Genomic DNA, 22,071 nt, shown 5'->3' with positions numbered 1-22,071 from the left:
GCGTTGCCTGGTACCGGTGCTGGTGTCATCCGAGCAGGATGATGTTGTGGAGGTGGGCGATGCCGGATGCGGTGTCGGTCGATGTGTGGGCGGCGCGGCGGTAGTCGCGGAGGATTTTGAAGGTCTTCATCCGGGCGAGGGCGTGTTCGACCTGGGCTCGGACGGTGCGGTGCTGCTTGTTCAGGTTCTTCTTCCAGCAGGTTAGTTCACTGCCGTTAATGGGTTTGCGGTAGGGGATGATCACGTCGGGGTTGCTGCGGTAGGCGCCGTCGGCCATGACCGGCCTGCCTGCGAGCTTGGCGTCGATGCCGCAGGTGCGGTAGACAATGGTGTCGTTGCGGTTGCCGGGCTGCGGGTCGCCCAGGGCGACGACGAGGCGGGTGTGGGCGTCGATGGCGACCTGCAGGGTTCGTGGAGTAGCGGTAGTTCTTGCTCGGTGCGGCGAGGCGGTGGTCGCGGGTCGGGACAAGGGTGCCGTCGACGATGGCGATCTGGTCGACCCGGCGTCGGCGTACCGGAGCCAAGGCGAGGAGCGGGCCGAGGGTGTCGATGACCCGGTGCGCGGCGGAGTGCGACACCCCGAACAGCGGACCGATCTGCCGCATCGTCAGGGTCGTCCGCCAGTGCGCGGCGACCAGCAACACCCGATCAGCCAGATCGAGCGACCACTGCCGCCCCGGCCGACCATCTGCGATCGCGTCACCGCCCCGCTCGGAGACCAGCCTGACCAGCCGGCGGAACTGGACGGGCTGCAGCCCGGTGAACGGGAAGATCCACTCTGGGCGGGCTGCCGAGATCACCTGCACCCCGACATGATCCATCATGGACGAACGCCGGAGTTACGAGACGTCCCTTTGGGCAGCTGTTCGACGCGGTGTTGTTCATGTACGCGCTCAGCGTCGACGGCGACTGGCGACCGGCGTGGGAGCAGGCGGTCGGCCTGCTGCGGCCCGGCGGGCGGATGACAGGGGTCAAGGTGATGCGCGGTGGGCACGTGCACGTGGTCTCCGGCACGCAAGCCGCCTACCTTGACCTCGCCGGGCTTACCGGTTGGTGACGAGTTCCCGTACGGGGATGCCGGCCGGTGTGCCGCCGGGTAGCGTCGCGGCGTGATCGACAATGGGCTGCGACCCACCTGGCCTGCGGTGAGGTGCTCATGACCGACCTGGATCTGTTGGTGCTCGGCGGCGGTACCGCCGGCTTGGTCTCCGCCGTGATCGCCGGCGGGCTCGGTGCCCGGGTGGCGCTGATCGAACGGGACCGTACCGGCGGTGAGTGCCTGTGGACCGGGTGTGTGCCGAGCAAGGCGTTGATCGAGGCGGCCGACCTGGCGCACCGGATGCGCCGCGCCGACCGGGTCGGCCTGACCCCGGTGGAACCGGACATCGACCTGACGGGCGTGATGGCGCATGTGCGAGCGGCCCAGGAGGCGATCGCACCGCATGACGCACCGGAACGGGTCCGCGCGGCCGGAGCCGAGGTCATCACGGACGAGGCCGTCTTCGTCGGTCCTCGGCGGGTGCGGCTGGCCTCTGACGGCCGGGAGGTGACGGCGCGGTGTGTGCTGGTGGCGACCGGATCGCAGCCGCAGCTGCCGCCGGTGCCGGGGCTGGCGGCGGCCGGCCCGCTGACCAGTGACACCATCTGGGACCTGCAGGTTCTGCCGCCGCGGCTGCTGGTGCTCGGCGGCGGGCCGGTCGGCTGCGAACTCGGTCAGGCGTTCGCCCGTCTCGGCAGCGCGGTGACGCTGGTGGAGCGGGCGCCGCGGCTACTGCCCCGCGAAGATCCAGAGGTCGGGCAGCTGATCACCGACCGGTTACGCGACGAGGGCGTCGACGTGCGCACCGGCACACAGGTGACCGAGGTGGCCGCCGCCGACCCGTGGCGGGTGCGATTGACCGGGGACCAGCCGGGGGCGGTCGGTTTCGACCGGATCCTCGTCGCGGGCGGGCGACGGCCGCGCACCGCCGAGTTGGGCCTGGGAGCTGCCGGCGTGGCCGTCACCGACCAGGGTGCGGTCCGGGTGGACAGCCGGATGCGGACCACCGCCCCGGGTGTGTACGCCGCCGGCGACGTCACGGGCGTGCTGCCCTTCACCCACGTCGCTGCCCACCAGGCGGGCACGGCCACGCTCAACGCGCTGTTCTGGCTGCCGAGCCACGTTCGCTACCTGCCGATGCCGTACGTGATCTTCACGGACCCCGAGGTCGCCCGGGTCGGCCTGCGCGCCGCGCAGGCCCGCCACCGGTGGGGCGACCGCGCCATCATCACCCGCCTCGACCTGACCGAGGTGGACCGGGCGGTGGCCGCCGGACGCACCGACGGGTGGGCGCAGCTGGTCGCCGATCCGCGGGGGCGGCTGGTCGGCGCCACCGTGGTGGCGCCCGCCGCGGGTGAGGTCATCGGTGAACTGGCCGCGATGGTCGCCCGCCGCGGCCGGCTCACCGACCTGTACCGCACCGTGCACCCCTACCCGACGTATGCACTTGCCGCCGTCGACGCCGTGGGCGAGCACCTGCAGGCGCGGCTGCTGACCCCGGCCACCCGCCGGCTGACCCGGCCACTGCTGGCCGCGCTGCGCACCGCCGCCCGTACCAGATGAAGCCGCAGCGCGATCCGCGGGCGATCGCCCGCGCGGCCGGACGGGTCCGGCGCATCCTGGTGCCCTACCACCGTGCGCGGGTCATCGGCATCGAACACATCCCGTCCGGTCCGGCGCTGTACGTCGCCAACCACAACGGCGGTTTCTACACCGGCGACACCTACCTGTTCGCCGCGGCCGTGCACCACGCGCGGGGACTGGCCGACACACCGTGGGTGCTCACCCACGACCTCGGGCTGACCCTGCTCGGGCGCTGGCTCCGACCACTCGGCGCCGTGCCCGCCGACTTCGCCACCGCCGTGGCGCTGCTCACGAAGGGCGACAAGGTCCTCGTCTATCCGGGCGGCGACGCCGACGGTGCTCGCCGCTGGACCGACCGACACCAGGTGATCTTCGATGGTCGCGTCGGCCATGCGCGCCTCGCGGTCGCCTGCGGCGTGCCGGTTGTTCCGGTCGCCGCAGCCGGCGCGCACAACACCGCCGTGGTCCTGTACGACGGTGCCGCCGTGGCCCGGCTGCTACGCACCCGACGGTGGCTGCGTCTCGCACGGTGGCCGCTGCTGCTCAGCCTGCCATGGGGGCTGACCTTTCTCCCCGCGGTGCCCTACCTGCCACTGCCGGCCCGGATCACCGTCAGGATCGGTCCGCCCATTTATTTCGAACGGCACGGCCCGGAGGCCGCCGCCGACGACGAGTACGTCGCCCGCTGCGCCGCTCGTGTGCGTGACACTGTGCAGGCGCTCCTTGACGGCTCGGCCAGCCAGGCTCGCCGTTGACGGTCGTGGCCGCCACCTGCGGGATGGAGCAGACCCGCACTCATGCCCGGTCGTCCGACGCACGGTCAGGTCCCGCCGGGCGGGCGACGGCCCGGCGGGCAGGTAGCCGGCGCCGCAGGGTGATCCCCGCGGCCAGGGCGAGCAGCGCCAGCACCGCCACCGCGACCGTCCACGGACCCAGCTCTGCCAGCCAGGTGCTGACCGCTGTCTGGACGGTGCCGGCCGCGTCGATGATCGGGTCGTCCACGGCACCGCGACCGGAGAAAGTCCGCACCTCGTACCAGCCGTACCAGGCCACGTACCCGCCGGTGACCACCAGCAGCAGCCCGGCGACCCGCCCGAGCAGCGAGTAAGCCCGGCGGGCGCGGCGTACCAGCGACTCACGGGCCAGCGCGACGGCCAGCGCGGCTGCCCCCACCGCAAGCCCCATACCGAAGGCGTACGCCACGAACAGGGCGACGCCGGACAGGGCGGATCCGGCGCGGAATGCGGCGACCACGACGGCGAGGAACGGGCCGATGGTGCATCCGAGCGAAGCGATCGCGTACGCCGCACCGAACAGCACCATCGAGCCGAAGCGCCGGCGGACCTCCGGCCCGGTGGCCAGTTTCGGCGCGAAGGTGGGCAACTGGCACCCCGCCAGCAGCCAACCACCGGCAGCCACCAGGGCGAGCCCGATGAGGATCGACACCCAGGGCAGGTGACGGGCGACCGCGTCCGCCGCGGGGGCGGCGAGCAGCCCGAACGCGCCGAACACCGCGACGAATCCGAGCGTCATGGCACCGGTCAACGCGACCGCCCGACCGACGGACGCAAGCGCGTCCCGTTCGGCTGATGGCTCGTCACCCAGCACCAGCATCGACAGGTACGCCGGTAGCAGTGCGAAGCCACAGGGGTTGACCGCAGCCAACAGCCCGGCACCGACGGCGAGGCCGTACGGGGTGTCTGTCATGGTCAGCTCAGCTCGCTGACCCGCTTGCGCAGGTCCTGCTGCGACAGTGGTCCCGAGTGCACGACAGTGCCGGCGGAGTCGAGCAGCACGTACTGCTCCTGGCTGGTCACCTCGAAGCGGCGCCATACCTGACCGTCGTCGTCGGCCAGGTTGGGGAAGCGCTCGATTCCGGTCTGCTTCGCGAACCGCCGCATCGCCTCGTCGCCGCTGCCGAGCCCGGCCACGCCGATCACGTTTACCCGGCCTGCGTTGTCCCGCTGCACAGCGGCGACCTCGTCGGCCACCGCGCGGCACCGGGTACACCAGGCCGCCCAGAACCACAACACCGCCGGCTTGCCGACGAGGCTGCTACCCGCGAAGTTCTCACCGTCGATCGTCCGGGCAGTGAACGAGAGCGCCTGCGGGACCGTCGTTTCCGTCCCGCTGCTCGCCGTCGGCGCGGCGGCACCCGACGGTGTCGGCTGAGCCACTGTGCTCGGCCCGGCAGTCGTGCTCTTCGGATCGGCGGGCTGCTCCGTGCCACCGCAGGCGGTCAGGGCGAGGACGGCTGCGGTGAGGGCGGCGACGGCGGGGGCGGTACGGATGCCGGGCATGATCGGATGCTAACCCGGCCACCGGCTCGGGCGGCCTTACGAGCTCCTTACGGGCGGCGTATACCGCGGAACTGCTCGTCGTCGGTTACGACCTGACCTGGCTGCAGCAGCCGTCGGCCGTCATCGCCGGCTTCAGTCGAACAGCCGGTCGAGTGCTTCCTGTTCGAGGTCGCGCCAGCGCTGGGAGTCCTTCAGCGCCTTGGCGATCTCCTTCTCGTCGAGGTGGTGGGCGCCCTCCTCGCGGATGCACGCGACGTTGAACGGCCCGCCGACCGACGGTGAGGTCAGATCCAGCGCCTCCAGCACCCGTATCACGCCCACCACGCCGTACTCGACGGTGCGCGTGGTCATCCGGAAGTGGGACAGCAGCGCGCCGGCCTGCTGGGCCATCGGCGCGCCGGAGCCGATGGCGTGGAAGCCCACGTCCTCGTAACGGCCGATGAGCCCGTTGGGGTTGATCTCCACGATCCACGGCGCGCCCTGGCTGTAGCCGGCCGCGAGCAGGTACGCCGACACCCCGCCGCCGTCGTCCTCGCCGGGCACGTCCGGGATGTAGTTCTCGTAGTGCTTCTTGAAGACGGGCAGGACGCGCTCCTGCAACTCGTCGCCGATGTCGGGTGCTTCGAGGATGGCGGTGGCCGAGTCCTCAAGGAGGGGGCGCAGGTCGTTGAGTACTCCCCGCGCGCCGCTGCCGCCCCAGGCGGCGCAGGAGCCCAGCGGGTGCAGCTTCCGGGCGGGGAAGCTCAGGCCACGGTCGCTGTCGGTGATCTGGGAGTCCGCGCCGATCACCACCCCGTCGCTGCAGACGACGGCGAGTACGACGGTCATGGGGTCCTCCTGGGCGGGGGTGCGGGGTTGGGGCGCGAGGTACCCGGCATTCCGCCTGCCTACACCCCGACAGGTGTCGGTCCGTGTTGTCCTACTGTGCCGGCGAGACGCCCGGCTGGAGTGTCCGGGGTGGATCTCCGTCGTCCGAGTTCGTCGACGGCGGTGTCCCGGCCGAGTCGATGACACCAGGCTGTGGTGCCGGCTGGAACGCCACGTCGGTCACGTCGGCGGCCAGCTCGGTGAAATCGGTGCCGTACGCGGCGGGCTCGACGATCCGCAGCACCAGTGCGAACGGCCGGTCGGCGCCGAACTGGCGGTACAGCTCGGGGTGGTACCGGGCCAGGTAGCGGGCGCCGGCGAGGTTGCTGCCGGCGGTCAGGCCACCGATGAAGAACACCGGGCGTCCACCGACCGGCCCTCAGAAGCGGGCGAGCAGGACGTAGCTGGTTTCCGGACTGTAGACGTACTCGGTGCCGCCGACGGTGAACGACAGTCGACGCTTCTCCTCGTCGAAGACCTCGTACGCCACGCCACGGAGGATCGCGCGTACGTGCGTGACGCTGCGCGGGCTCGCGCCGCCGGGGCCGCCGACGCAGAACTCGGTCAACCGGCCGATCTCGCCGGTCGGTTGGTTCTCGCCGACCCGGTCCGCCCGGGCGCCGCATTCGCGGGCGATGGTCGCCAGCTCACGAGCGCGGCGACGTCGCGGCGGTGGACGCTGAACTCGCGCGGCGACGAGGCGTGCCGGGACACCACCAGCAGGCAGCTCGCTCCGGCGGCGAGGCCGAAGAAGGCACGGGCCCGGTTCAGCTTGTGTCGCCGCAGCAGGAAGCCCGTGAGCCAGACGGCCGTGCCGGCGATGACACTTGCCAGCAGATTGATCAGCAGGTCGCCCATGCGGTGATGATGTCCGATCCCGTCGGGTCAGCTGCGGGGTAGTACGCCCAGCAGGGCCGCGGTCAGGGCCAGCTTCAAGGCGTCCTTCAACTCCATGTGGAAGCGGGCCAGGCTTGGTTCGGCCTGGTAGGCCGCCGCCAGGCTGGGTGGGGGAGTGGCGTACGCCGACAGCGAGCCGGCCATGACCAGCGTTTGCAGGCCGAACAGCTCCGCGTTCTCGCCCAGTTCCGGCAGATGCTGCTGGACCAGTTCGGCCATGGTGGCCAGGTGGGCCAGGGAGGCGCGCTTGTGGCGTACGGCGACCTCGACGGAGACGTTGTGTTCCAGGACGCTGCCCTGCGCGCCGAAGAGGTCGCACAGCACCACGCGACCGGAGAGTGAGCGGCTGAGGATCTCGGCCACCGCTACCGCCCGCTCGGCCATGGGTAGCTTCGCGTCGATGCCGTTGGTCAGCTCGGCTGTCAGGTCGGCCAGCCACTCCGCCAGGAACCGGTCCAGCAGTTCCAGCAGCACCGCCTCGCGGGACTCGAAATAGCGCAGCACGTTCGGCTTCGCCAGACCTGCCCGGCGGCTGAGTTCGTTGAGCGTGACCGCGGCCACCGGCATCTCGTCGAGCATCGCCGACGCGGCGTCGAGGATCGCCTGCCGGCGGATCTCCCGCTGCTCCTCGGTACGCGCCCGCTGGAATGTCACGGTCGCCATCCTAACTTACGTACCGTCGGTACGTTGACAACGTACCGATAGTACTTTAGCGTTACGGACACAAGATACCTCCGGTACGTAAAGGGAGTCTGGCATGGGCGAGAAGTGGACGACGGCGAACATTCCGGACCAGCGCGGGCGGGTGGCCGTGGTGACCGGGGCCAACACCGGCCTGGGGTACGAGACCGCGAAGGCCCTCGCCGAGCGCGGGGCAGCCGTGGTGCTCGCCGTCCGCGACATCGGCAAGGGTGAGCGGGCGGCGGCCCGGATGGCCGGCGATGTGACCGTGCAGGAACTGGACCTGACCTCGCTCGACTCCGTCCGGACCGCGGCGGCGGCACTGCGCTCCAGGTTCGACCGGCTCGACCTGCTGATCAACAACGCCGGCGTGATGTACACCCCGAAGCAGACCACCCGGGACGGCTTCGAGATGCAGTTCGGCACCAACCACCTCGGCCACTTCGCGCTGACCGGCCTGCTGCTCGACCTGATGCTGCCGGTGCCCGGCTCCCGGGTGGTGACGGTCAGCAGCGTCGGTCACCGCATCCGGGCCGCGATCCACTTCGACGACCTGCACTGGGAGCGGTCGTACCGCCGGGTCGCCGCCTACGGCCAGTCCAAGCTGGCGAACCTGATGTTCACCTACGAGTTGCAGCGCCGGCTCGCCCCGCTCGGCACCACGGTCGCGGTGGCCGCGCACCCCGGCGTGTCCAGCACCGAACTCGCCCGCAACAGCCCCGCAGCGCTCCGGCTTCCGCTCACCTGGCTCGCGCCGCTGATCGCCCAGACACCGGCGATGGGCGCGCTGCCGACCCTGCGCGCCGCCACCGATCCCGCCGTGCTCGGCGGCCAGTACTACGGTCCCGGTGGACGCCAGGAGGTCATGGGCCACCCTCGGCTGGTCACCTCCAGCCCGGAGTCGTACGAGGTGGCCGTCCAGCAGCGACTGTGGGCCGTCTCCGAAGACCTCACCGGAGTCACGTTCCCCGTCGTCCAGGCCCAGCCGAACTCGTTCGCCGCCGGACCGGTCACCGCGGGGTAGCCCCGCGACACCTACGCGAACGGGCCGTTCTGGGTGAAGGCGTACTCGGCGAAACGGGTACCGATCCGATGGTGGGCCTCGGCGCTCGGGTGCAGGCCGTCCGGTAGCGGAAGGTCGACGGCGTCAGCCGGGCCGTACAGGGTGGTGCCGTCGAGGTAGTGCAGGTTCTTGTCGGCGGCGCGTCGCTCGGCCAGCGAGCTCAGCTCACGCCGGATGACCTGGAGCGTCAGGCGTCCCAGCGCGACGTCCCCCGGTGTTCCGGTCGCGACGAAACGCACCTGGTCGGTGCCGATCGAGTCGGGGTCGATCGCGCCCGGCCCGGGGGTGTCCTCGTGGATGCCGCAGAACAGCGGCGAGATCAGCAGCAGCGGGACGTCCGGGTGACCGTCGCGGATGGTGTCGAGGAAGCCGTGCACGGCGGGGACGAAGGTGCGTAGCCGCATCCCGTCGAGGTTCACCACGTTGATGCCGAGCTTGACGCTGATGTAGTCGGCGGGGGCGTCGCGGATCACGCGGGCCAGGAACGGGTCGACGAACGCGCTGCCGCCCAGCCCGAGGTTGCGCAACTCGACGCCGGCCCGGCGGGCGGCGACGGCCGGCCAGGTCTCGCTGGGTGCGAGCGCGTTCGAGCCGTGACTGATGGAGCTGCCATGGTGTACCCACAGCGGCAGGGTGGCGTCGTCCGGCTCGATCGGGGCGTCCGCCCGCAGGTCGACAAGTTCGACGCTCTCGTTGTGCGGCAGCCAGACCTCGATCCGGTGCCGGCCGGCGGGCAGCCCGGAAACGCGTGTGGTGTGCGCCTGCCCGGGATGGAAGACGCTCTGGCCGGTGGTGAGGTCGACCTCCACCCGGTCGCCGCCGCCGAGCGGGTCGCGGAGGGCGAGTACGCCGTCGACATAGACGTCGATGCGGCCACGCGATCGCTCGGCGCCCAGGTAGGTGATCCGGGTCGGGTGGGTCACCAGGTCGAGCGTGCTCGCCGCGGTCCGGAAGACGAGGCGTACGCCGGAGGGCTGGCTCTCCATCGCGAGCAACTGACCGTCCGGGAACTGCTGCCGTACCCAGGCCGGCAGCCGGTGTGGCCGGATGCCGCGCGGGGTCACCTCGGTCTCGGCGACGCCGCGGAGAAGGTCGGAGGAGACGGTCATCGGTGGTCCTTAGGGTTGAAGGGTCTGGGGCTGGAGCCCTGGATGCCCAGGACGGCGGGGTGTGGCTGATCGGTGGTTGCCGCTCGGTGGCTCGAGAGGAATGGCCGCCCTGCCGTTCTGGACGCCCCGGCCGCTGATTGAGATCTGTGCGAGTCGTCGCTGTCTAAGGACCTGCCGGCGGGGTTGTCCACGGGGTTGACCTGCGCGGAGGGGAGGTCGGGCCGGGTGACGGCTCGGGAAGTGATGTGGGTCGGCGTCGATGCTGGGAAGCAGGCGCACCACGCGGTGGCGGTGGATGCCGAAGGGCGGCTGTTGTGGTCGACGCGAGTCGCCAATGATCAGGCCGCGATTGAGGCGCTGGTCGCCCGGGCTGGCCGCAGCGGTGCTGAGGTGTGCTGGGCTGTCGACCTGACCTGTGCTGCCGCGACGCTGCTGTTGGCGCTGCTGGTCACGGCCGGTCAGCGAGTGGTCTACGTGCCCGGGCGGACTGTGAACCGGATGGCCGGCGCGTTCGCCGGTGAGGGCAAGACCGACGCCAAGGACGCCCGGATCATCGCCGACACCGCCCGGCTGCGTCGGGATCTGACCGAACTGTCCACGCCGAACGAACTGGTGGTGGAGATGTCCCTGCTGGTCGCTCAGCGGGCTGATCTGATGGGCGACTGGGTGCGCGGGGTGAACCGGCTGCGGGAACTGCTCACCGCCATCTTCCCGGCGCTGGAACGGACGTTCGACTACACCACCCGCAGCGCGCTGATTCTGGTCGCCGGCTATCAAACCCCACAAGCGATCCGCGAGGCCGGCCCGGACGGTTTGGCCGCCCACCTCAGCGAGGCGGGCGCGTGGCGCAAGGGCATCCCCAGCATGGTCGACAAGGCCCTGGCCGCCGCTGCCGCACAGACCATACGGCTGCCGGCCGAGGCCACCACCGCGGCGCTGATCGCCCGGCTGGCCCGTCGACTGCTCGACCTGGACCGGGAAATCAAGGACACCGACAAGCTGCTCACCGAGCGGTTCCGCACCCACCCACAAGCGAAGATCATTGAGAGCATGCCCGGCATGGGCCCAATCCTCGGCGCCGAATTCCTCGTCGCCACTGGCGGCGATCTGGCCGCGTTCGGTACCTCGGCACGCCTGGCCGCCTACGCCGGCCTGGCGCCGGTGCCCCGCGATTCCGGCCGCCGCACCGGCAACCTGCACCGCCCAAAGCGCTACCACCGCGGCCTGCGCCGGGTCTTCTACATGGCCGCCCTGTCCAGCCTCCGCGCCAGCGGCGCCTCCCAGGCGTACTACCGACGCAAACGCGAGGAACGACTGCGCCACACCCAGGCCCTCATCGCCCTGGCCCGCCGACTCGTCGACGTGCTGTGGGCACTCCTTCGTGACAATCGCCAGTTCCACGACTCACCCCCACTCACCGCGAGGGCTTGACATGGTCATTGAGATTCCCTTCGGTGGGCCAGGAGCGGAAGGCGGTGTCGAGCGCGTGGTGGGAGTGGTGAGCGTCCGGTGGCGGGACGGCTGCGACCCACCGAACCCATGGCTGTACGGGCTGGCGGTGGTCGCGTCGGCCCGTCGCCGTGGCATCGGACGGGCGCTCGTCGGAGCCGGTGAGGCGGCGGGTGCGGCACGGGGAGCCGAGGCGATGAGTCTCGACGTGGACGTCGACGACGAGGCCGCCGTCTCGTTCTACGCGAGGTTGGGCTACGTGATCGTAGGACCGCACCGGCACCGCTGGAGGGCGATCGACCCGGGTACGGGCGCGGTGACCGCAGAGGGCACCGCGTCGACCTGGATCATGCGCCGTCGACTCCGTGGCATCGACTGACAGCGGCTCGGCGCCGGCGTGCTCCGGGTCTCAGCGCTGCCAGGTGTCGAGGGCGTCCACCGCCGCCCGCACGAAGTCGTCCACCAGAGCGGGGTCGCCGCTGGTGCCTTCCCACCCCTCGTCGTGCAGCAGGGTGACCGCGTCGGCCACCCGTACCACGGCGACCTGCGTGGTCGTCGTCTCGCCCTCGACGAGGTCGCCCGGCAGGTTCCGTGCCGGCCGTACCTGGACGACGAGCAGTCCCTCGTCGCCGGCGTCGGGCAACGCCTCGCTGCGAACCTTCACGGTGTCGCCGTTGTCGATGGTGAAGGAGGCGCAGTCGGCGAGGGTCGCCCGGAGCCGCCGGAGGTAGTCCGCCGCGCCGTCACCGGAGAAGGTGAAGATCGTCTGTGCGATCGTGCCGTACGGGACGTTGGAGGGCGGGTCGCCGGGCTGCCGGTAGCCGCTCATCATCGCGGCGCTGGCGGTGACCGACCGACCGCCGGTGCCGAACCCGTCGTCGCACAACTCGGGTAGGGCGTCGGCGACGGGCATCGTGCGCGCCGGCAGCTTCCGCAACTCCGCGGGCAGTTCGAGGAAGGCCGACTTCGGGATGACCACCGTCGCGTCGGCCGTGGGGGTGGCCGTCGCCGGCTCGGTCGCGACGCTCGACGCCGACGGTGGTGGGGTGGCGGCCGGGTCCGGTTCGCCGGTGGTGTCGGCACCTCCGCAGCCGGCGGCGACCGCGAGAGCGCCGAGCAGCGGCAGCACCAGCGCCCTTCTCACCAGGCGTGCCCGCCCTGCCTCCTGGGGTACGTGCTGGCTCATCGCGTCGCCTCCACCGTCGGATCTCGTGGCTTCCTGCCCGTCGGCGCGCCCGGCAAAACCGACAGCCGGCGCGTCCCGGCCGCACAGAGCCACCACGACCGGCGGATCGCCGTACCCGACCGTACGCCGAACGCCCGAGGTCGGGGAGCGGACCCGCCGTTCGAGTACGTGAATTCGGGGTTTCCAATTCGTCACGCAATTTGGCCGGGCGTCGCGATGAAGTGCCTCTGATGTTAGCGCGAACATCGCCGCCGCCTGTGACCTCCGCCATGTTGACAATCGTCGGAAGGATGTCGGGCCGCCGGTCGCGACGCCCAATTTCTCCTGCCTGACCTCGCCATTCACGAGCGATCCTTGGGAGCGCTCCCGGATCCTGTCATTCCGGTCATTCGGGTCGCGACCTGAATGGTAGTGACGACGACATTCTCCGGTAACCCCGCACCGTGGCGCATTCGCTACGTTCAGCACCGGCCGGCGGAAAGCCGGAAAACGATCTGGAAGAGGGAGCATGCGCAGAAAATTGATCCGGCGATTGCTCGCCGGGGTCACCGTGGGGGTGGTGCTGGCGCCGCTCGCCCCGTCGTCCGGGTCCGCATCCCCGAGCGGGGACGTGGAGTGGATGCCGTGCGAGCAGGACGCGGGCGCCCTGTGCGGCACCCTGGAGGTACCGGTCGACTGGGCCGATCCGGACGGGCCGACCATCGAGTTGGCGCTGGCCAAGCGACCGGCGACGGATCCGGCGGTGCGCCGCGGGTCGCTGCTGGTGAACCCGGGCGGTCCGGGCGGCTCCGGTGTCGACTCGGCGCTGTGGGCCAGCTACGGCGACGAACTGCGTCGTCATTTCGACATCGTCGGATTCGATCCACGCGGGGTGGCCCGCAGTTCACCGATCATGTGCACTCTCGACCGGATCAACGATTTGCCGGTCGAGCCGATCAAAACATCCAGCGCATTTTCCCGGATGGTCTCCGCGAGCCGGGCGCTGGCCGACGACTGCCGCGCCAACAGTGGGCCGGTATTCGATCACGTGGACACGATCCAGGTGATCCAGGACATCGACGCGATACGCGCGGCCGTCGGTGACACCGAGCTGAATTTCCTCGGAATGTCATACGGCACGTTGATGGCCCAGCAGTACGCGGAGATGTATCCGGACCGCGTCGGCGCCATCGTGGCCGACAGCGTGATGGACCACAGCCAGGACGCGCGTGGGTTCGCCGTCACCCAGGCGGCCACCGGGCAGGATTCGTTCAACGAGTTCGTGGCGGGCTGCTCCCGGTTGCCGCAGTGTGCCCTGTACGGCCGCGACATCCGCCAGTTCTGGCAACGGCTGCTCGACCGCGCCGCCCGGGGCGAGCTGCCGGATCCGGACGACCACAGCTACAAGATCACCCAGCGGGATCTGGTCAACTTCGTGTTGGGCAATCTCAACTACCAGCCGTACTGGCTGGAGATCGCCGCCGAGCTGGAGCGGGTCGACGCGGGACGGCCGTGGGGGACCTCGGCGGCGGTGGCGCGGGAGGTCGCCGACGAACCGCCGACCGTGGTGCCCTTCGCGTACCAGGCGGTGCTCTGCCAGGACTGGAACCTGAAGGCGCGTGACGTCACCCGGTGGCGGTCCATTCTCGCCGAGGCCCAACGCGCCGCACCGGACCTGCCGGACCCGCCCCGGGCGTCGGTCGGCGCGATCTGCCTGGGCTGGCCGACTTCGGCGAACAACCCGCAGCGGCGGATCAACCCGACGAACGAGTCGAAACTGCTGCTGGTCAACTCGCTGCACGACCCGGCGACCGGCTACAACTGGGCGCTCGGTGCCGCCGACCAGTTCGGTGACCACGCCGAACTGCTCACCTACGAGGGCTGGGGACACATCGTGTACGGCCGCGTGAGCTGCGCGGACGAGGCCATCGAGACGTACCTGATCGACCGGGTCGTGCCGGCGGAAGGTACCCGGTGCGCCGCCGCCCCGCCGCCGGGCACGACGTCGGCCCGTGGTCGGACGCCGAGCCAGGAGTCCGGCCCCACCGCACAGCCACCGGTGCCGCTGCGCGGTGCCCCGGCGCTGCCGACCTGGCTGTTCTGAGCTGTCGGGTCGGGGGTGGTCGGTTCGCCGAGGCGAGCCGACCACCCCCGGTCCCGGTCGGCACCCCGTGCCGGAAGACGTCAGGGCAGTTCGTGGATGGTGACCGGGCCGGCGGTGTAGCGGACCGGGGCGAGCCGGGCCAGGTCGGTGGAGACCGGTCCGGCGTTCGTGTCGGCGAGCAACCAGCGCACTCCGTGGGTGTCGCGGAGCCGGGCCAGGTCGGTGGGGGTGGGATCGGTGAAGATCCGTTCGTTGAGGGCGAACAGCGCCGGGTCGGGTGCGGGTTGTCGGGGGTAGCCGTAACCGTCACGGCCGTGGGCGGCGACGACGTCGTCGGCGTACGCCCAACTCTCGACAAGCGCGCGGCGGCCGCCCAGGCCGGTGACCCAGTAGGCGCGGGCGTCGCAGTGCGGCGTGGTGCGTACGGGTCGGCAGTGCACGTTGGTGGCGACCCGCTCGTCGGGGTCGGTGTGCTCCCGCAGCCAGAGCGCGGCCCGCATCTCGGTCTCGGAGACCACGAGCTGCTGGTTGATGGCGGCGAGCGGGTCCGCACGGGCGAGCAGGTGCCGCACCGGGATCTCCACTCCGGTGGCGATGCTGGCACCGAGCAGTGCCGTGACCGTTCCGGCCAGCGCCGACCTGCCGAGCAGCGTGGTCCGCGCCGGGCGGCCCAGCCGACGGACCAGGGCGGCACGGCGGGCGGTGACAGCGGCCCGGGGCCACGTGAGGAGCAGCGCCTCCACCGCGACGGCGAGCAGTGCGGCCAGGACGATCAGGGCGGCGTACCGGGCAGCCGACCAGCCGAGCGTCGTCATCCAGTCGTTGGCGTTGGCGACGCGTAGCGACTCGACGGCCCGTTCCGCCTGGGTCAGCGCGGGCGGCGACCCGAGCGGCGGGGCGAGAAGTTGGGCGAGTAGACCGAGCAGACCGGCCGTCACGAGCACCGGCCACCGCACCCGGATCCGGGCGAGCAGCCAGCAGGCGAGCAGGGCGCCGAACGGGATGACGGGTAGCCAGAAGTAGATCTGGCTGGCGGAGGGGTGGTAGGTGAGCCAGGCCACCGCGAGGCCGGCGGCGACCGCACCGGTGAACAACCAGGCGACCGGATCGCGTCGGGCCGGTGTGGCCAGCAGCGGCCCGCCAGCCAGTCGAGGCGTCTGCCGCAGCAGCCACGAGCCGAACAGAGCCGCCGCGAGCAGCCACCCGGCCGTCCCGTCTGCCTCGGCCAGGCCCGGCGGCAGCAACCCTCCGAACTGGGCGCCGTCGTCCGCACCGTAGGTCTGCTGATAGGGCACCAGATGGCGGATCAGCCCGAGGGGCTGGGTCCGTAGGGTGCCCGCGCCGCCACCGGCGAACAGCCGGTAACCGACGACCATGGCAGCGACCAGCGATGCCAGCACCGCGAACACGCGCCACGGCACCCGACGACGACGGATCCAGGCGGCCAGCGTGGCGAGCCCGAGTCCGGCGATCAGGGGCGGCAGGGCGCTGGACTTGGCACCCGCGCAGGCCAGGCCGAGCGCCGGAACCAGCACCCAGGCCGGGCCGAGGGCCCGCCCGCGCACCACCTGGACACAGACGGCGGCGAGCAGCATCAGCAGCGGCAGCGCGTACGTCTGCGAAAGGCTGGCGTACGACAGCGCGCGGGTCCACGGAATGTCCAGTGGCGAGCCGAACGTGGGTGAGGCGCCGAGATACCCCCCGGCGGCGGCCAGCGGACCGGCCCACCAGGGTCCGGCCAGCTCGCGGACCAGGGCGGCGGCGACCAGCGCGGCGACCCAGGCGACCGGCACCACCCACAGGTGCAGCAGCACCGTGGCCGGCGGCACGCCGGTGATCATGCTGGCGCTGGCGACGTGCGCGTCGGACAGGTAGTGGTAGCGCAGCGGCTCCCCGGCCAGGTGCGGCAGTTCGAAGGGCATGGCCCGGGTGAGTTCGTGCACCAGTCCGAGGTGGTAGAGCAGGTCCGGATAGTAGGCGTAGTCGGCCGGCGGCAGCGGCAACGACCGCCAGTTGGCGTAACCCCACACGGCGATGAGCAGCAGCACCGCGCAGATCGCCCAGTGCCAGGCCAGCGGTAGCCGCCGGCCGGGTCCGGTGCGCCAGTGCCGCCGCAACCGGGGCACGGCCAGGAAGACCGCGACCACCGGCAGCGCCCACCAGCGCAGCAGGTGCTGGCCTCCGGTGGCGGCGGCGAGCGCCCAGGCGGCCAGTTCGAGCAGCAGGCCGGTGGCCGCTCCGTAGCCGAGATCCTCGGGCAGGTTGCCCCGGCTGCCGCGCAACGCCCGGTGCACAAGTGTCCCCGGCAGCACCACCGCCAACGTCCAGTACGCCCCGAACGCCCCCACCTCGGCAATCGGGATGCCGCCGTCCCACCACCAGATCGGCAGCACGGCGAGCACGGCCAGCCAGGGCAGCAGCGTGGCGGACCGGCGTAGCACCTCACGGTAGGCCGGGCCACGGGTGGGCACACCGGGATCGGTCCCCGGCACCGGTGCCGCCGTGCCCTGCGCGGTTGCCGGATCCGGGCCCACCGGTCCCCGAGCAGGCGGTGCCGACGGAACGGCGGACGGTCGCGGGTGGGTGGCGGGCAGCGGTGACTCAGCCACGGACGGCAGCGACCGGGCGTGCGTCGGCCGACCGGTGTTCGGTCCCGGTGGGCCGGTCGTCGGCGGTGTCCGACCCGACGTGGAAGGTCGGCCGGTTCTGCACGGCGGCGTAGATTCGGCCGACGTACTCGCCGAGCAGGCCCAGGCAGACCAACTGCACCCCGCCGAGCAGCAGCACCGCGACGAACAGGGACGTCCAGCCGGGGATGGTCACCCCGCGCAGATGCCCGACGACGCCGAAGGCCATCAGTACCAGGCAGGCCAGGAAGCTGCCCGTGCCCAGCCAGGTAGCCAGCCGCAACGGCGCGGCGGAGAAGTTCGCGACGCTGTCCCAGGCCAGCGCGATCATCCGCGGCAGCGGGTACTTCGTCTGTCCGGCGTGCCGGGCCGCGCGCACGTAGCGGACCTCGGCGCTGGGAAAGCCGAGGGCCGGGATCAGCAGCCGGTAGACCGGGTTCCGTTCCGGCAGCCGACGCAGCGTCTGCACCACCTCCCGGCTGACCATCCGGAAGTCGCCCGCCTGGGCGGGCACCTCCGCGCCGACGATCCGCCGCATCAGCCGGTAGTAGATCCGCGCGGTGTGCCGCTTGAAGAAGGTGTCGGTGCTGCGGTCGGCGCGTACCCCGTACACCACGGCGGCACCGGCCCGCGCCAACCGCAACATCTCGGCGATCGTCTCCGGTGGATCCTGGAGATCGGCGTCGAGGCTGACCACCCACCGCCCGCGAGCCCGGTGCAGGCCGGCGGTCAGCGCCGCCTGATGGCCGCTGTTGCGCCGCAACCGGACGATGCGCAGCTGCGGCCAGTCCCGCGCCTGCGCGGTGAGCAGCGCCACCGTCGCGTCTCGGCTGCCGTCGTCGACGGCCACCACCTCATAGTCGACGTGCAGGTCGTCGAGCACCGGGCGGAGTCGGGCGACGAGGCCGTCGATCACGGCCTCTTCGTTGTACATCGGTACGACCACGGACAGGGTCGTCTCTCCGGTCACGTCGGATCGCATTGTCTGCCGGCCCCGTTCCACGCAGAGTCCACCTCAGAAGCGCCCGCACAAAGCAGGCAAGCGGTCACCTTCCCCCGAGAAGTTGACCCCCGTCCGGCGCGGGCGTTAACGGTCGGCGAATCCCGCCTGCCGCGTGGATGGTCGAGCTGTCATGTCGGGCAGGGACGGGGCGGTCGCAACCGTGCCGCACACCTCGGTGTGCGGCACGGACTGCCCGGCAGGTTCCCGGTGGCCGGCTCAGGCTGGGACCGGAACGGCGCCGAGCGCGCGACCGGCTTCCCGGGCGGCCTGCAGGGCCTCGGCGTGCATCGTCGCGGCCTGGTCGGTGAACGGGTCGAGGGCGGGGTTGACGCCGACGAGGGTGAACTCGCGTTCGACGACGGTGAGGTCGGCTCCCCAGCAGTCGGCGATGATCCGGCGCAGGTACGGCGTGGCGTGGTCCCAGCCCTCCCGGGGGGTGCCACCCCCGTACGCTCCGCCCCGGACCGTGACCAGCACGACCCGCTTGCCGGCGAGGAACGGCTCGCCGAATGCGCGCTGGTCGGTGCTGACCAGGTCGACGTAGGTCTTGAAGTGCTGTGAGACGCCGTAGTTGTACAACGGCACGGCGAACAGGACGGCGTCGGCGGCGAGCAGCTCGTCCACCAGGGTCGCGGCGAGGGCGAGGGCCGCGCGCTGCTCGGCGGTGTGCTCCTCGGGCGCGGTCGTCCCGGCGGTGACCGCCGCCGCCCAGGCGGTGGCGGGCAGGGCGTCGACGCCGATGTGGCGACGTTCGATCGGGTCACCGGGGTGAGCGGCGAGCCACTCCGCTTCGACGATGTCCGCGATCTCGCGGCTCGCGGACCCGTGGGTACGGATGCTGGCGTCCAGTCGGAACAGGGTCACGACAACTCCAAGGTCTGTTGAGTTCAAGCTTGAAGTCGACGATAGGGCCAGTGAGGTTCAAGGTTGAAGTGAATGCGAGATGGCTCACCTCCCGCCGCGCGGTCGACGGCTAGGCTGGGCGGCATGCCGGAGGAACCCCGGTGGTTGAACGAGTGCGAGCGCGAGGCCTGGCTCGCCCTGGCCAGCCTCATGTTCAAGCTGCCCGGCGCGCTCGACGCGCAGCTGCTACGCGACCACGACCTCACGCTGTTCGACTACTTCGTGCTGAGCGGCCTGTCCATGGCACCCGGGCGCACCCTGCGGCTCAGCGCCCTGGCCAGCCAGATCAGCAGCTCGCTGTCCCGGCTGTCGAACGTCGTCAAGCGTCTCGAGCAGCGAGGCCTGCTGCGTCGTGAGCCCGACCCGGAGAACCCCCGCTACAACCGGGCGGTGCTGACCGGGGCCGGGTGGGATCTCGTGGTCGCCGCGGCGCCGGGGCATGTCGCGGCGGTACGCCGGTTCGTCATCGACGGGCTCACCGAGGAACAGGTCACCGCGCTGCGGGAGGTCGCCTGTCGGGTGACGCACCAAATCGACGAGGCGGCGCGGCTGCCGCGGTAGCTCAGGTGTCGGGCCCGCCCGCGTCGATCGCGGTGTCCAGCAGGGGGGCCAGGGTCTGCCAGTTGGCGCGGGTGGCCGCGACCGCACCCTCGACGTCACCGGCCGCGCACCGCGCGATGATCCGCTCGTGTTGCGCGACGGAGCCACGGCCGCTCAGCGAGGCGAAGCGGAGTCGTTCCAGCCGCCGCAGCGCGGGCGTGAACTGGTCGAGCACCGACCGCAGCGCCGCGTTCGCCGAGGCGCCCACCAGGACGCCGTGGAAGTCGTCGTCCGCCGTGACGGCGGCGTCCACGTCGTCGTCCCGGAGCGCCCGCGCGAACCGGGCGTTCGCCGCCCGCATGGCGTCCAGTTCGGCGGTGGACAGGTTCGGCAGTGCCTCGCGCACCGCCAGTTCGTGCATCGCGGTGGTCACGGACTGGGCACCACGCAGTGCCCGCAGGTCCAGCGGGCTGACCATGGTGTAGCGGCCCGGCCTCGTCCGGACCAGGCCCGCCTCCTCGAGCCGGGTCAGCGCCTCGCGCACCGGCGTGCGGCTGACCCCGAGCCACTGGGCGAGATCGCCGTCGTTGAGCCGCTCACCAGGGGCCAGCGTCCCGTTCACGATCGCGTCGCGGATCGCCCGGAAGGCGTCGTCGCGCAGCAGTGACCGGGCAACGACGCCAGCGCGCGCAGGAATCGGCATGCAACATATTGCACATTTCCACCGCGCGTGATGTCAACTGCCTCGTGTGCTGTCGTGGGCGGTCATGGTGTCCTGGCGGCCGGATTCCTCGCGCAGAATGGCGGCGTGCAGCCAGGTCTCCGGGATGGCGAAGCCGTCAACAAGCGTTCGCATGTGCGGACGCAGCTCCTTGAGCAGGCCGTTCACCACCGCGGTGATCGCCTTCGAGCGGACCGGGGTGAGTCGGCCGTGCTCCAGCAGCCACCCCTTGTGGGACTCGATGACGCTGAGGGCGTACAGGTCGCAGACGCGGGAGAGCAGCGCCCGGACCGCCGGGTCTGCGGTGTCCTCGATGCCGGCGACGAACGCCTCCAGGGTGATCCGGTCGATGTGCGCCGCGGCGGCGGTGAGGACGTGGTCCTGGACGTCGTTGAAGATGTCGAACGGGCGGTCCCGCTTGCTGGCCGCGCCGCTGCGCAGGCGGCGGATCGCCCCTTCGAGCAGGTGCTTCTCGCGGTCGTCGAAGATCTTGAGCTGCCAACCCCGGTCGGTGACGGCGACCTCCTCGTCGCGTCCGGGTACGGCGCTGATCAGTTGCTGGATCAGCGACCGGGCGGCGCTGCGTTCGAGCACCATCTCCCGGACCTGCTCGGCGACGAAGGAGGCGCGTCCCCAGCCGTCCAGCGAACCGAACTCGTCCCGGTACCCGGTCAGCAGCCCCTTGGCCACCAGTTGCAGCAGGACCGTGTTGTCGCCCTCGAAGGTGGTGAAGACGTCGGTGTCGGCGCGCAGGCCCGGCAGCCGGTTCTCGGCCAGGTAGCCGGCGCCGCCGCACGCCTCGCGGCACAGCTGGATGGTGCGCGCGGCGTGCCAGGTCTGCGCGGCCTTGAGCCCGGCGGCGCGGGACTCCAACTCCCGCTGCCGCCGCTCGTCGACCGGGCCGTCGCCGCCCTGCACCTCGTGCACCGCGGCGACCAGTTCGGCCTGGGCGAAGTGCAGTGCGTAGGTGGTTGCCAGGGCGGGCAGGAGCTTGCGCTGGTGCGCCAGGTAGTCGTTGAGCGGCACCTCCCGCTCGGCGTCGGGGGTGCTGAACTGGCGGCGGATGTCGCCGTACCGGACCGCGATGGTCAACGCCGACTTGGTGGCCGCCGACGCGGCTCCACCCACGCTGACCCGGCCCCGGACCAGGGTGCCGAGCATGGTGAAGAAGCGCCGCGAGTCGTTCTCGATCGGGCTGGAGTACGTGCCGTCCTCGGCGACCTGGCCGTAACGGTCCAGCAGCATGTCCCGGGGCACCGTCACGTGGTCGAAGCTCAGTCGTCCGTTGTCCACGCCGAGCAGGCCGGCCTTGGGCCCGGCGTCGCCGATGGTCACGCCGGGTAGCGGGTCGCCCCGCTCGTCGCGGATCGGCACCAGCCACGCGTGCACGCCGTGCCGCTGCCCGTTGGTGACCAACTGCGCGAAGACCACCGCCATCCGTCCGTCCCGGGCGGCGTTGCCGATGTAGTCCTTGCGGGCCGCCTGGTGCGGGGTGTGCAGGTCGAAGCTCTGCGTTTCGGGGTCGTAGGTGCAGGTGGTGCGGAGCTGCTGGACGTCGGAGCCGTGCCCGGTCTCGGTCATCGCGAAGCAGCCCAGGATCCGGCCGGAGATGATGTCCCGAAGGTAGGCGTCGTGGTGGCGTCGGGTGCCCAGGGCCGCGACCGCGCCGCCGAACAGGCCCCACTGCACGCCGGCCTTGACCATCAGCGAGAGGTCCACCTGGGCCAGCATCTCGGTGGCGATGATCGAGCCGCCGACGTCGGATCCGCCGCCGTACTGGGTGGGGAAGGCCGAGGCGATGCCCAGCTTCACCGGAAGCTCGCCGAGCAGCCGGGTGACCCGCTCGCGCGCCTGGTCGCCGGTCTCGCCGTACACCGGGAGGAAGCGCTCGTCGAGGTGCCTGCGGTGCGCGTTGCGGACCTCGGCCCACGGTCCGTCGAGCACGTCCTGAAGGCGGGTGAGGTCGACGGGGCCGGGTGCTGGACTGGGCATGGCTACCTCGCAGGACGCTGGTTGGGT

22 protein-coding genes and 1 pseudogene are annotated in these 22,071 nt (G+C 71.4%); 8 read left to right on the top strand and 15 right to left on the bottom strand.

The window, feature by feature from the left end; genetic code table 11:
* Window positions 1-25: 25 nt before the first annotated feature.
* Window positions 26-806 (bottom strand): annotated as a pseudogene (locus tag O3597_RS16605) (transposase family protein).
* A 77-nt stretch (window positions 807-883) separates the two neighbouring features.
* On the opposite strand from O3597_RS16605, the gene O3597_RS16600 reads away from it, so the two are divergent.
* From O3597_RS16600 to O3597_RS16590, 3 genes are all read left to right on the top strand, one after another.
* The gene (locus tag O3597_RS16600; RefSeq protein ID WP_164445450.1) at window positions 884-1,057 is read left to right on the top strand and encodes a hypothetical protein; all 174 of its coding nucleotides are present in this window, start codon (window positions 884-886) and stop codon (window positions 1,055-1,057) included.
* Between the two features lie 99 nt (window positions 1,058-1,156).
* A complete protein-coding gene (locus O3597_RS16595) occupies window positions 1,157-2,602 on the top strand; it encodes an NAD(P)/FAD-dependent oxidoreductase (RefSeq protein WP_281601700.1) in 1,446 nt (481 codons plus the stop codon).
* Window positions 2,599-3,378: a 1-acyl-sn-glycerol-3-phosphate acyltransferase gene (locus O3597_RS16590; protein WP_281601699.1), complete on the top strand. Its 780-nt coding sequence runs from the start codon at window positions 2,599-2,601 to the stop codon at window positions 3,376-3,378. Before O3597_RS16595 ends, O3597_RS16590 begins: the two co-directional genes overlap by 4 nt.
* A 40-nt stretch (window positions 3,379-3,418) precedes the next feature.
* Here O3597_RS16590 and O3597_RS16585 read toward each other — a convergent pair whose 3' ends face one another.
* The 7 genes from O3597_RS16585 to O3597_RS16555 form a co-directional block, all read right to left on the bottom strand.
* The gene (locus O3597_RS16585; RefSeq protein WP_281601698.1) at window positions 3,419-4,330 is read right to left on the bottom strand and encodes a cytochrome c biogenesis CcdA family protein; all 912 of its coding nucleotides are present in this window, start codon (window positions 4,328-4,330) and stop codon (window positions 3,419-3,421) included.
* Between the two features lie 2 nt (window positions 4,331-4,332).
* Window positions 4,333-4,923, bottom strand: a complete 591-nt coding sequence (locus O3597_RS16580) for a redoxin domain-containing protein (RefSeq protein WP_281601697.1) — start codon at window positions 4,921-4,923, stop codon at window positions 4,333-4,335.
* A 132-nt stretch (window positions 4,924-5,055) separates the two neighbouring features.
* A complete protein-coding gene (locus O3597_RS16575) occupies window positions 5,056-5,751 on the bottom strand; it encodes a proteasome protein (RefSeq protein ID WP_164445445.1) in 696 nt (231 codons plus the stop codon).
* A 91-nt stretch (window positions 5,752-5,842) separates the two neighbouring features.
* Window positions 5,843-6,148: a hypothetical protein gene (locus O3597_RS16570; protein ID WP_281601696.1), complete on the bottom strand. Its 306-nt coding sequence runs from the start codon at window positions 6,146-6,148 to the stop codon at window positions 5,843-5,845.
* A gap of 21 nt (window positions 6,149-6,169) precedes the next feature.
* Window positions 6,170-6,358: a hypothetical protein gene (locus O3597_RS16565; RefSeq protein ID WP_281601695.1), complete on the bottom strand. Its 189-nt coding sequence runs from the start codon at window positions 6,356-6,358 to the stop codon at window positions 6,170-6,172.
* Window positions 6,355-6,648 carry a hypothetical protein gene (locus O3597_RS16560; RefSeq protein ID WP_281601694.1) on the bottom strand — a complete coding sequence of 98 codons (294 nt, stop codon included), beginning with the start codon at window positions 6,646-6,648 and terminating at the stop codon, window positions 6,355-6,357. Before O3597_RS16560 ends, O3597_RS16565 begins: the two co-directional genes overlap by 4 nt.
* A gap of 27 nt (window positions 6,649-6,675) precedes the next feature.
* Window positions 6,676-7,350, bottom strand: a complete 675-nt coding sequence (locus O3597_RS16555) for a TetR family transcriptional regulator (protein ID WP_166457894.1) — start codon at window positions 7,348-7,350, stop codon at window positions 6,676-6,678.
* A 94-nt stretch (window positions 7,351-7,444) separates the two neighbouring features.
* Here O3597_RS16555 and O3597_RS16550 point away from each other — a divergent pair, with 94 nt between their 5' ends.
* Window positions 7,445-8,392, top strand: a complete 948-nt coding sequence (locus tag O3597_RS16550) for an SDR family NAD(P)-dependent oxidoreductase (protein WP_164445443.1) — start codon at window positions 7,445-7,447, stop codon at window positions 8,390-8,392.
* 11 nt (window positions 8,393-8,403) lie between these two features.
* Here O3597_RS16550 and O3597_RS16545 read toward each other — a convergent pair whose 3' ends face one another.
* Window positions 8,404-9,540, bottom strand: coding sequence for a GDSL-type esterase/lipase family protein (locus O3597_RS16545; protein ID WP_281601693.1), 1,137 nt, complete (start codon window positions 9,538-9,540; stop codon window positions 8,404-8,406).
* 225 nt (window positions 9,541-9,765) lie between these two features.
* On the opposite strand from O3597_RS16545, the gene O3597_RS16540 reads away from it, so the two are divergent.
* Together O3597_RS16540 and O3597_RS16535 are read left to right on the top strand one after the other, a co-directional pair.
* The gene (locus O3597_RS16540; RefSeq protein WP_164446343.1) at window positions 9,766-10,971 is read left to right on the top strand and encodes an IS110 family transposase; all 1,206 of its coding nucleotides are present in this window, start codon (window positions 9,766-9,768) and stop codon (window positions 10,969-10,971) included.
* 1 nt (window position 10,972) lies between these two features.
* On the top strand, window positions 10,973-11,368 hold the full coding sequence (locus O3597_RS16535; RefSeq protein WP_281601692.1) for a GNAT family N-acetyltransferase: 396 nt from the start codon (window positions 10,973-10,975) through the stop codon (window positions 11,366-11,368).
* 30 nt (window positions 11,369-11,398) lie between these two features.
* Here O3597_RS16535 and O3597_RS16530 read toward each other — a convergent pair whose 3' ends face one another.
* Window positions 11,399-12,175: a hypothetical protein gene (locus O3597_RS16530; RefSeq protein ID WP_164445439.1), complete on the bottom strand. Its 777-nt coding sequence runs from the start codon at window positions 12,173-12,175 to the stop codon at window positions 11,399-11,401.
* A gap of 508 nt (window positions 12,176-12,683) precedes the next feature.
* On the opposite strand from O3597_RS16530, the gene O3597_RS16525 reads away from it, so the two are divergent.
* Window positions 12,684-14,258, top strand: coding sequence for an alpha/beta hydrolase (locus O3597_RS16525; RefSeq protein WP_164445438.1), 1,575 nt, complete (start codon window positions 12,684-12,686; stop codon window positions 14,256-14,258).
* Window positions 14,259-14,338: 80 nt separating this feature from the next.
* Here the strand turns inward: O3597_RS16525 and O3597_RS16520 are convergent, their stop codons facing one another.
* From O3597_RS16520 to O3597_RS16510, 3 genes are all read right to left on the bottom strand, one after another.
* Window positions 14,339-16,867 carry a hypothetical protein gene (locus O3597_RS16520; protein ID WP_281601691.1) on the bottom strand — a complete coding sequence of 843 codons (2,529 nt, stop codon included), beginning with the start codon at window positions 16,865-16,867 and terminating at the stop codon, window positions 14,339-14,341.
* Window positions 16,860-17,855 (bottom strand): glycosyltransferase family 2 protein, encoded by a 996-nt coding sequence (locus tag O3597_RS16515; protein ID WP_281601690.1) that lies wholly within the window; start codon window positions 17,853-17,855, stop codon window positions 16,860-16,862. Before O3597_RS16515 ends, O3597_RS16520 begins: the two co-directional genes overlap by 8 nt.
* 249 nt (window positions 17,856-18,104) lie before the next feature.
* Window positions 18,105-18,752: an NAD(P)H-dependent oxidoreductase gene (locus tag O3597_RS16510; protein ID WP_281601689.1), complete on the bottom strand. Its 648-nt coding sequence runs from the start codon at window positions 18,750-18,752 to the stop codon at window positions 18,105-18,107.
* A 123-nt stretch (window positions 18,753-18,875) separates the two neighbouring features.
* On the opposite strand from O3597_RS16510, the gene O3597_RS16505 reads away from it, so the two are divergent.
* Window positions 18,876-19,352 carry a MarR family transcriptional regulator gene (locus tag O3597_RS16505; RefSeq protein ID WP_164445433.1) on the top strand — a complete coding sequence of 159 codons (477 nt, stop codon included), beginning with the start codon at window positions 18,876-18,878 and terminating at the stop codon, window positions 19,350-19,352.
* Window position 19,353: 1 nt separating this feature from the next.
* Here the strand turns inward: O3597_RS16505 and O3597_RS16500 are convergent, their stop codons facing one another.
* A complete protein-coding gene (locus tag O3597_RS16500; RefSeq protein WP_281601688.1) occupies window positions 19,354-20,034 on the bottom strand; it encodes a GntR family transcriptional regulator in 681 nt (226 codons plus the stop codon).
* A gap of 33 nt (window positions 20,035-20,067) precedes the next feature.
* Entirely contained in the window at window positions 20,068-22,044 is a 1,977-nt protein-coding gene (locus O3597_RS16495; RefSeq protein WP_281601687.1) for an acyl-CoA dehydrogenase, read from the bottom strand.
* Between the last annotated feature and the right edge of the window lie 27 nt (window positions 22,045-22,071).

This window comes from Verrucosispora sp. WMMA2044, assembly GCF_027497155.1.
Classification (GTDB): Bacteria; Actinomycetota; Actinomycetes; order Mycobacteriales; family Micromonosporaceae; genus Micromonospora; species Micromonospora palythoicola.
This window is presented reverse-complemented; position numbering and strand designations above follow the sequence as displayed.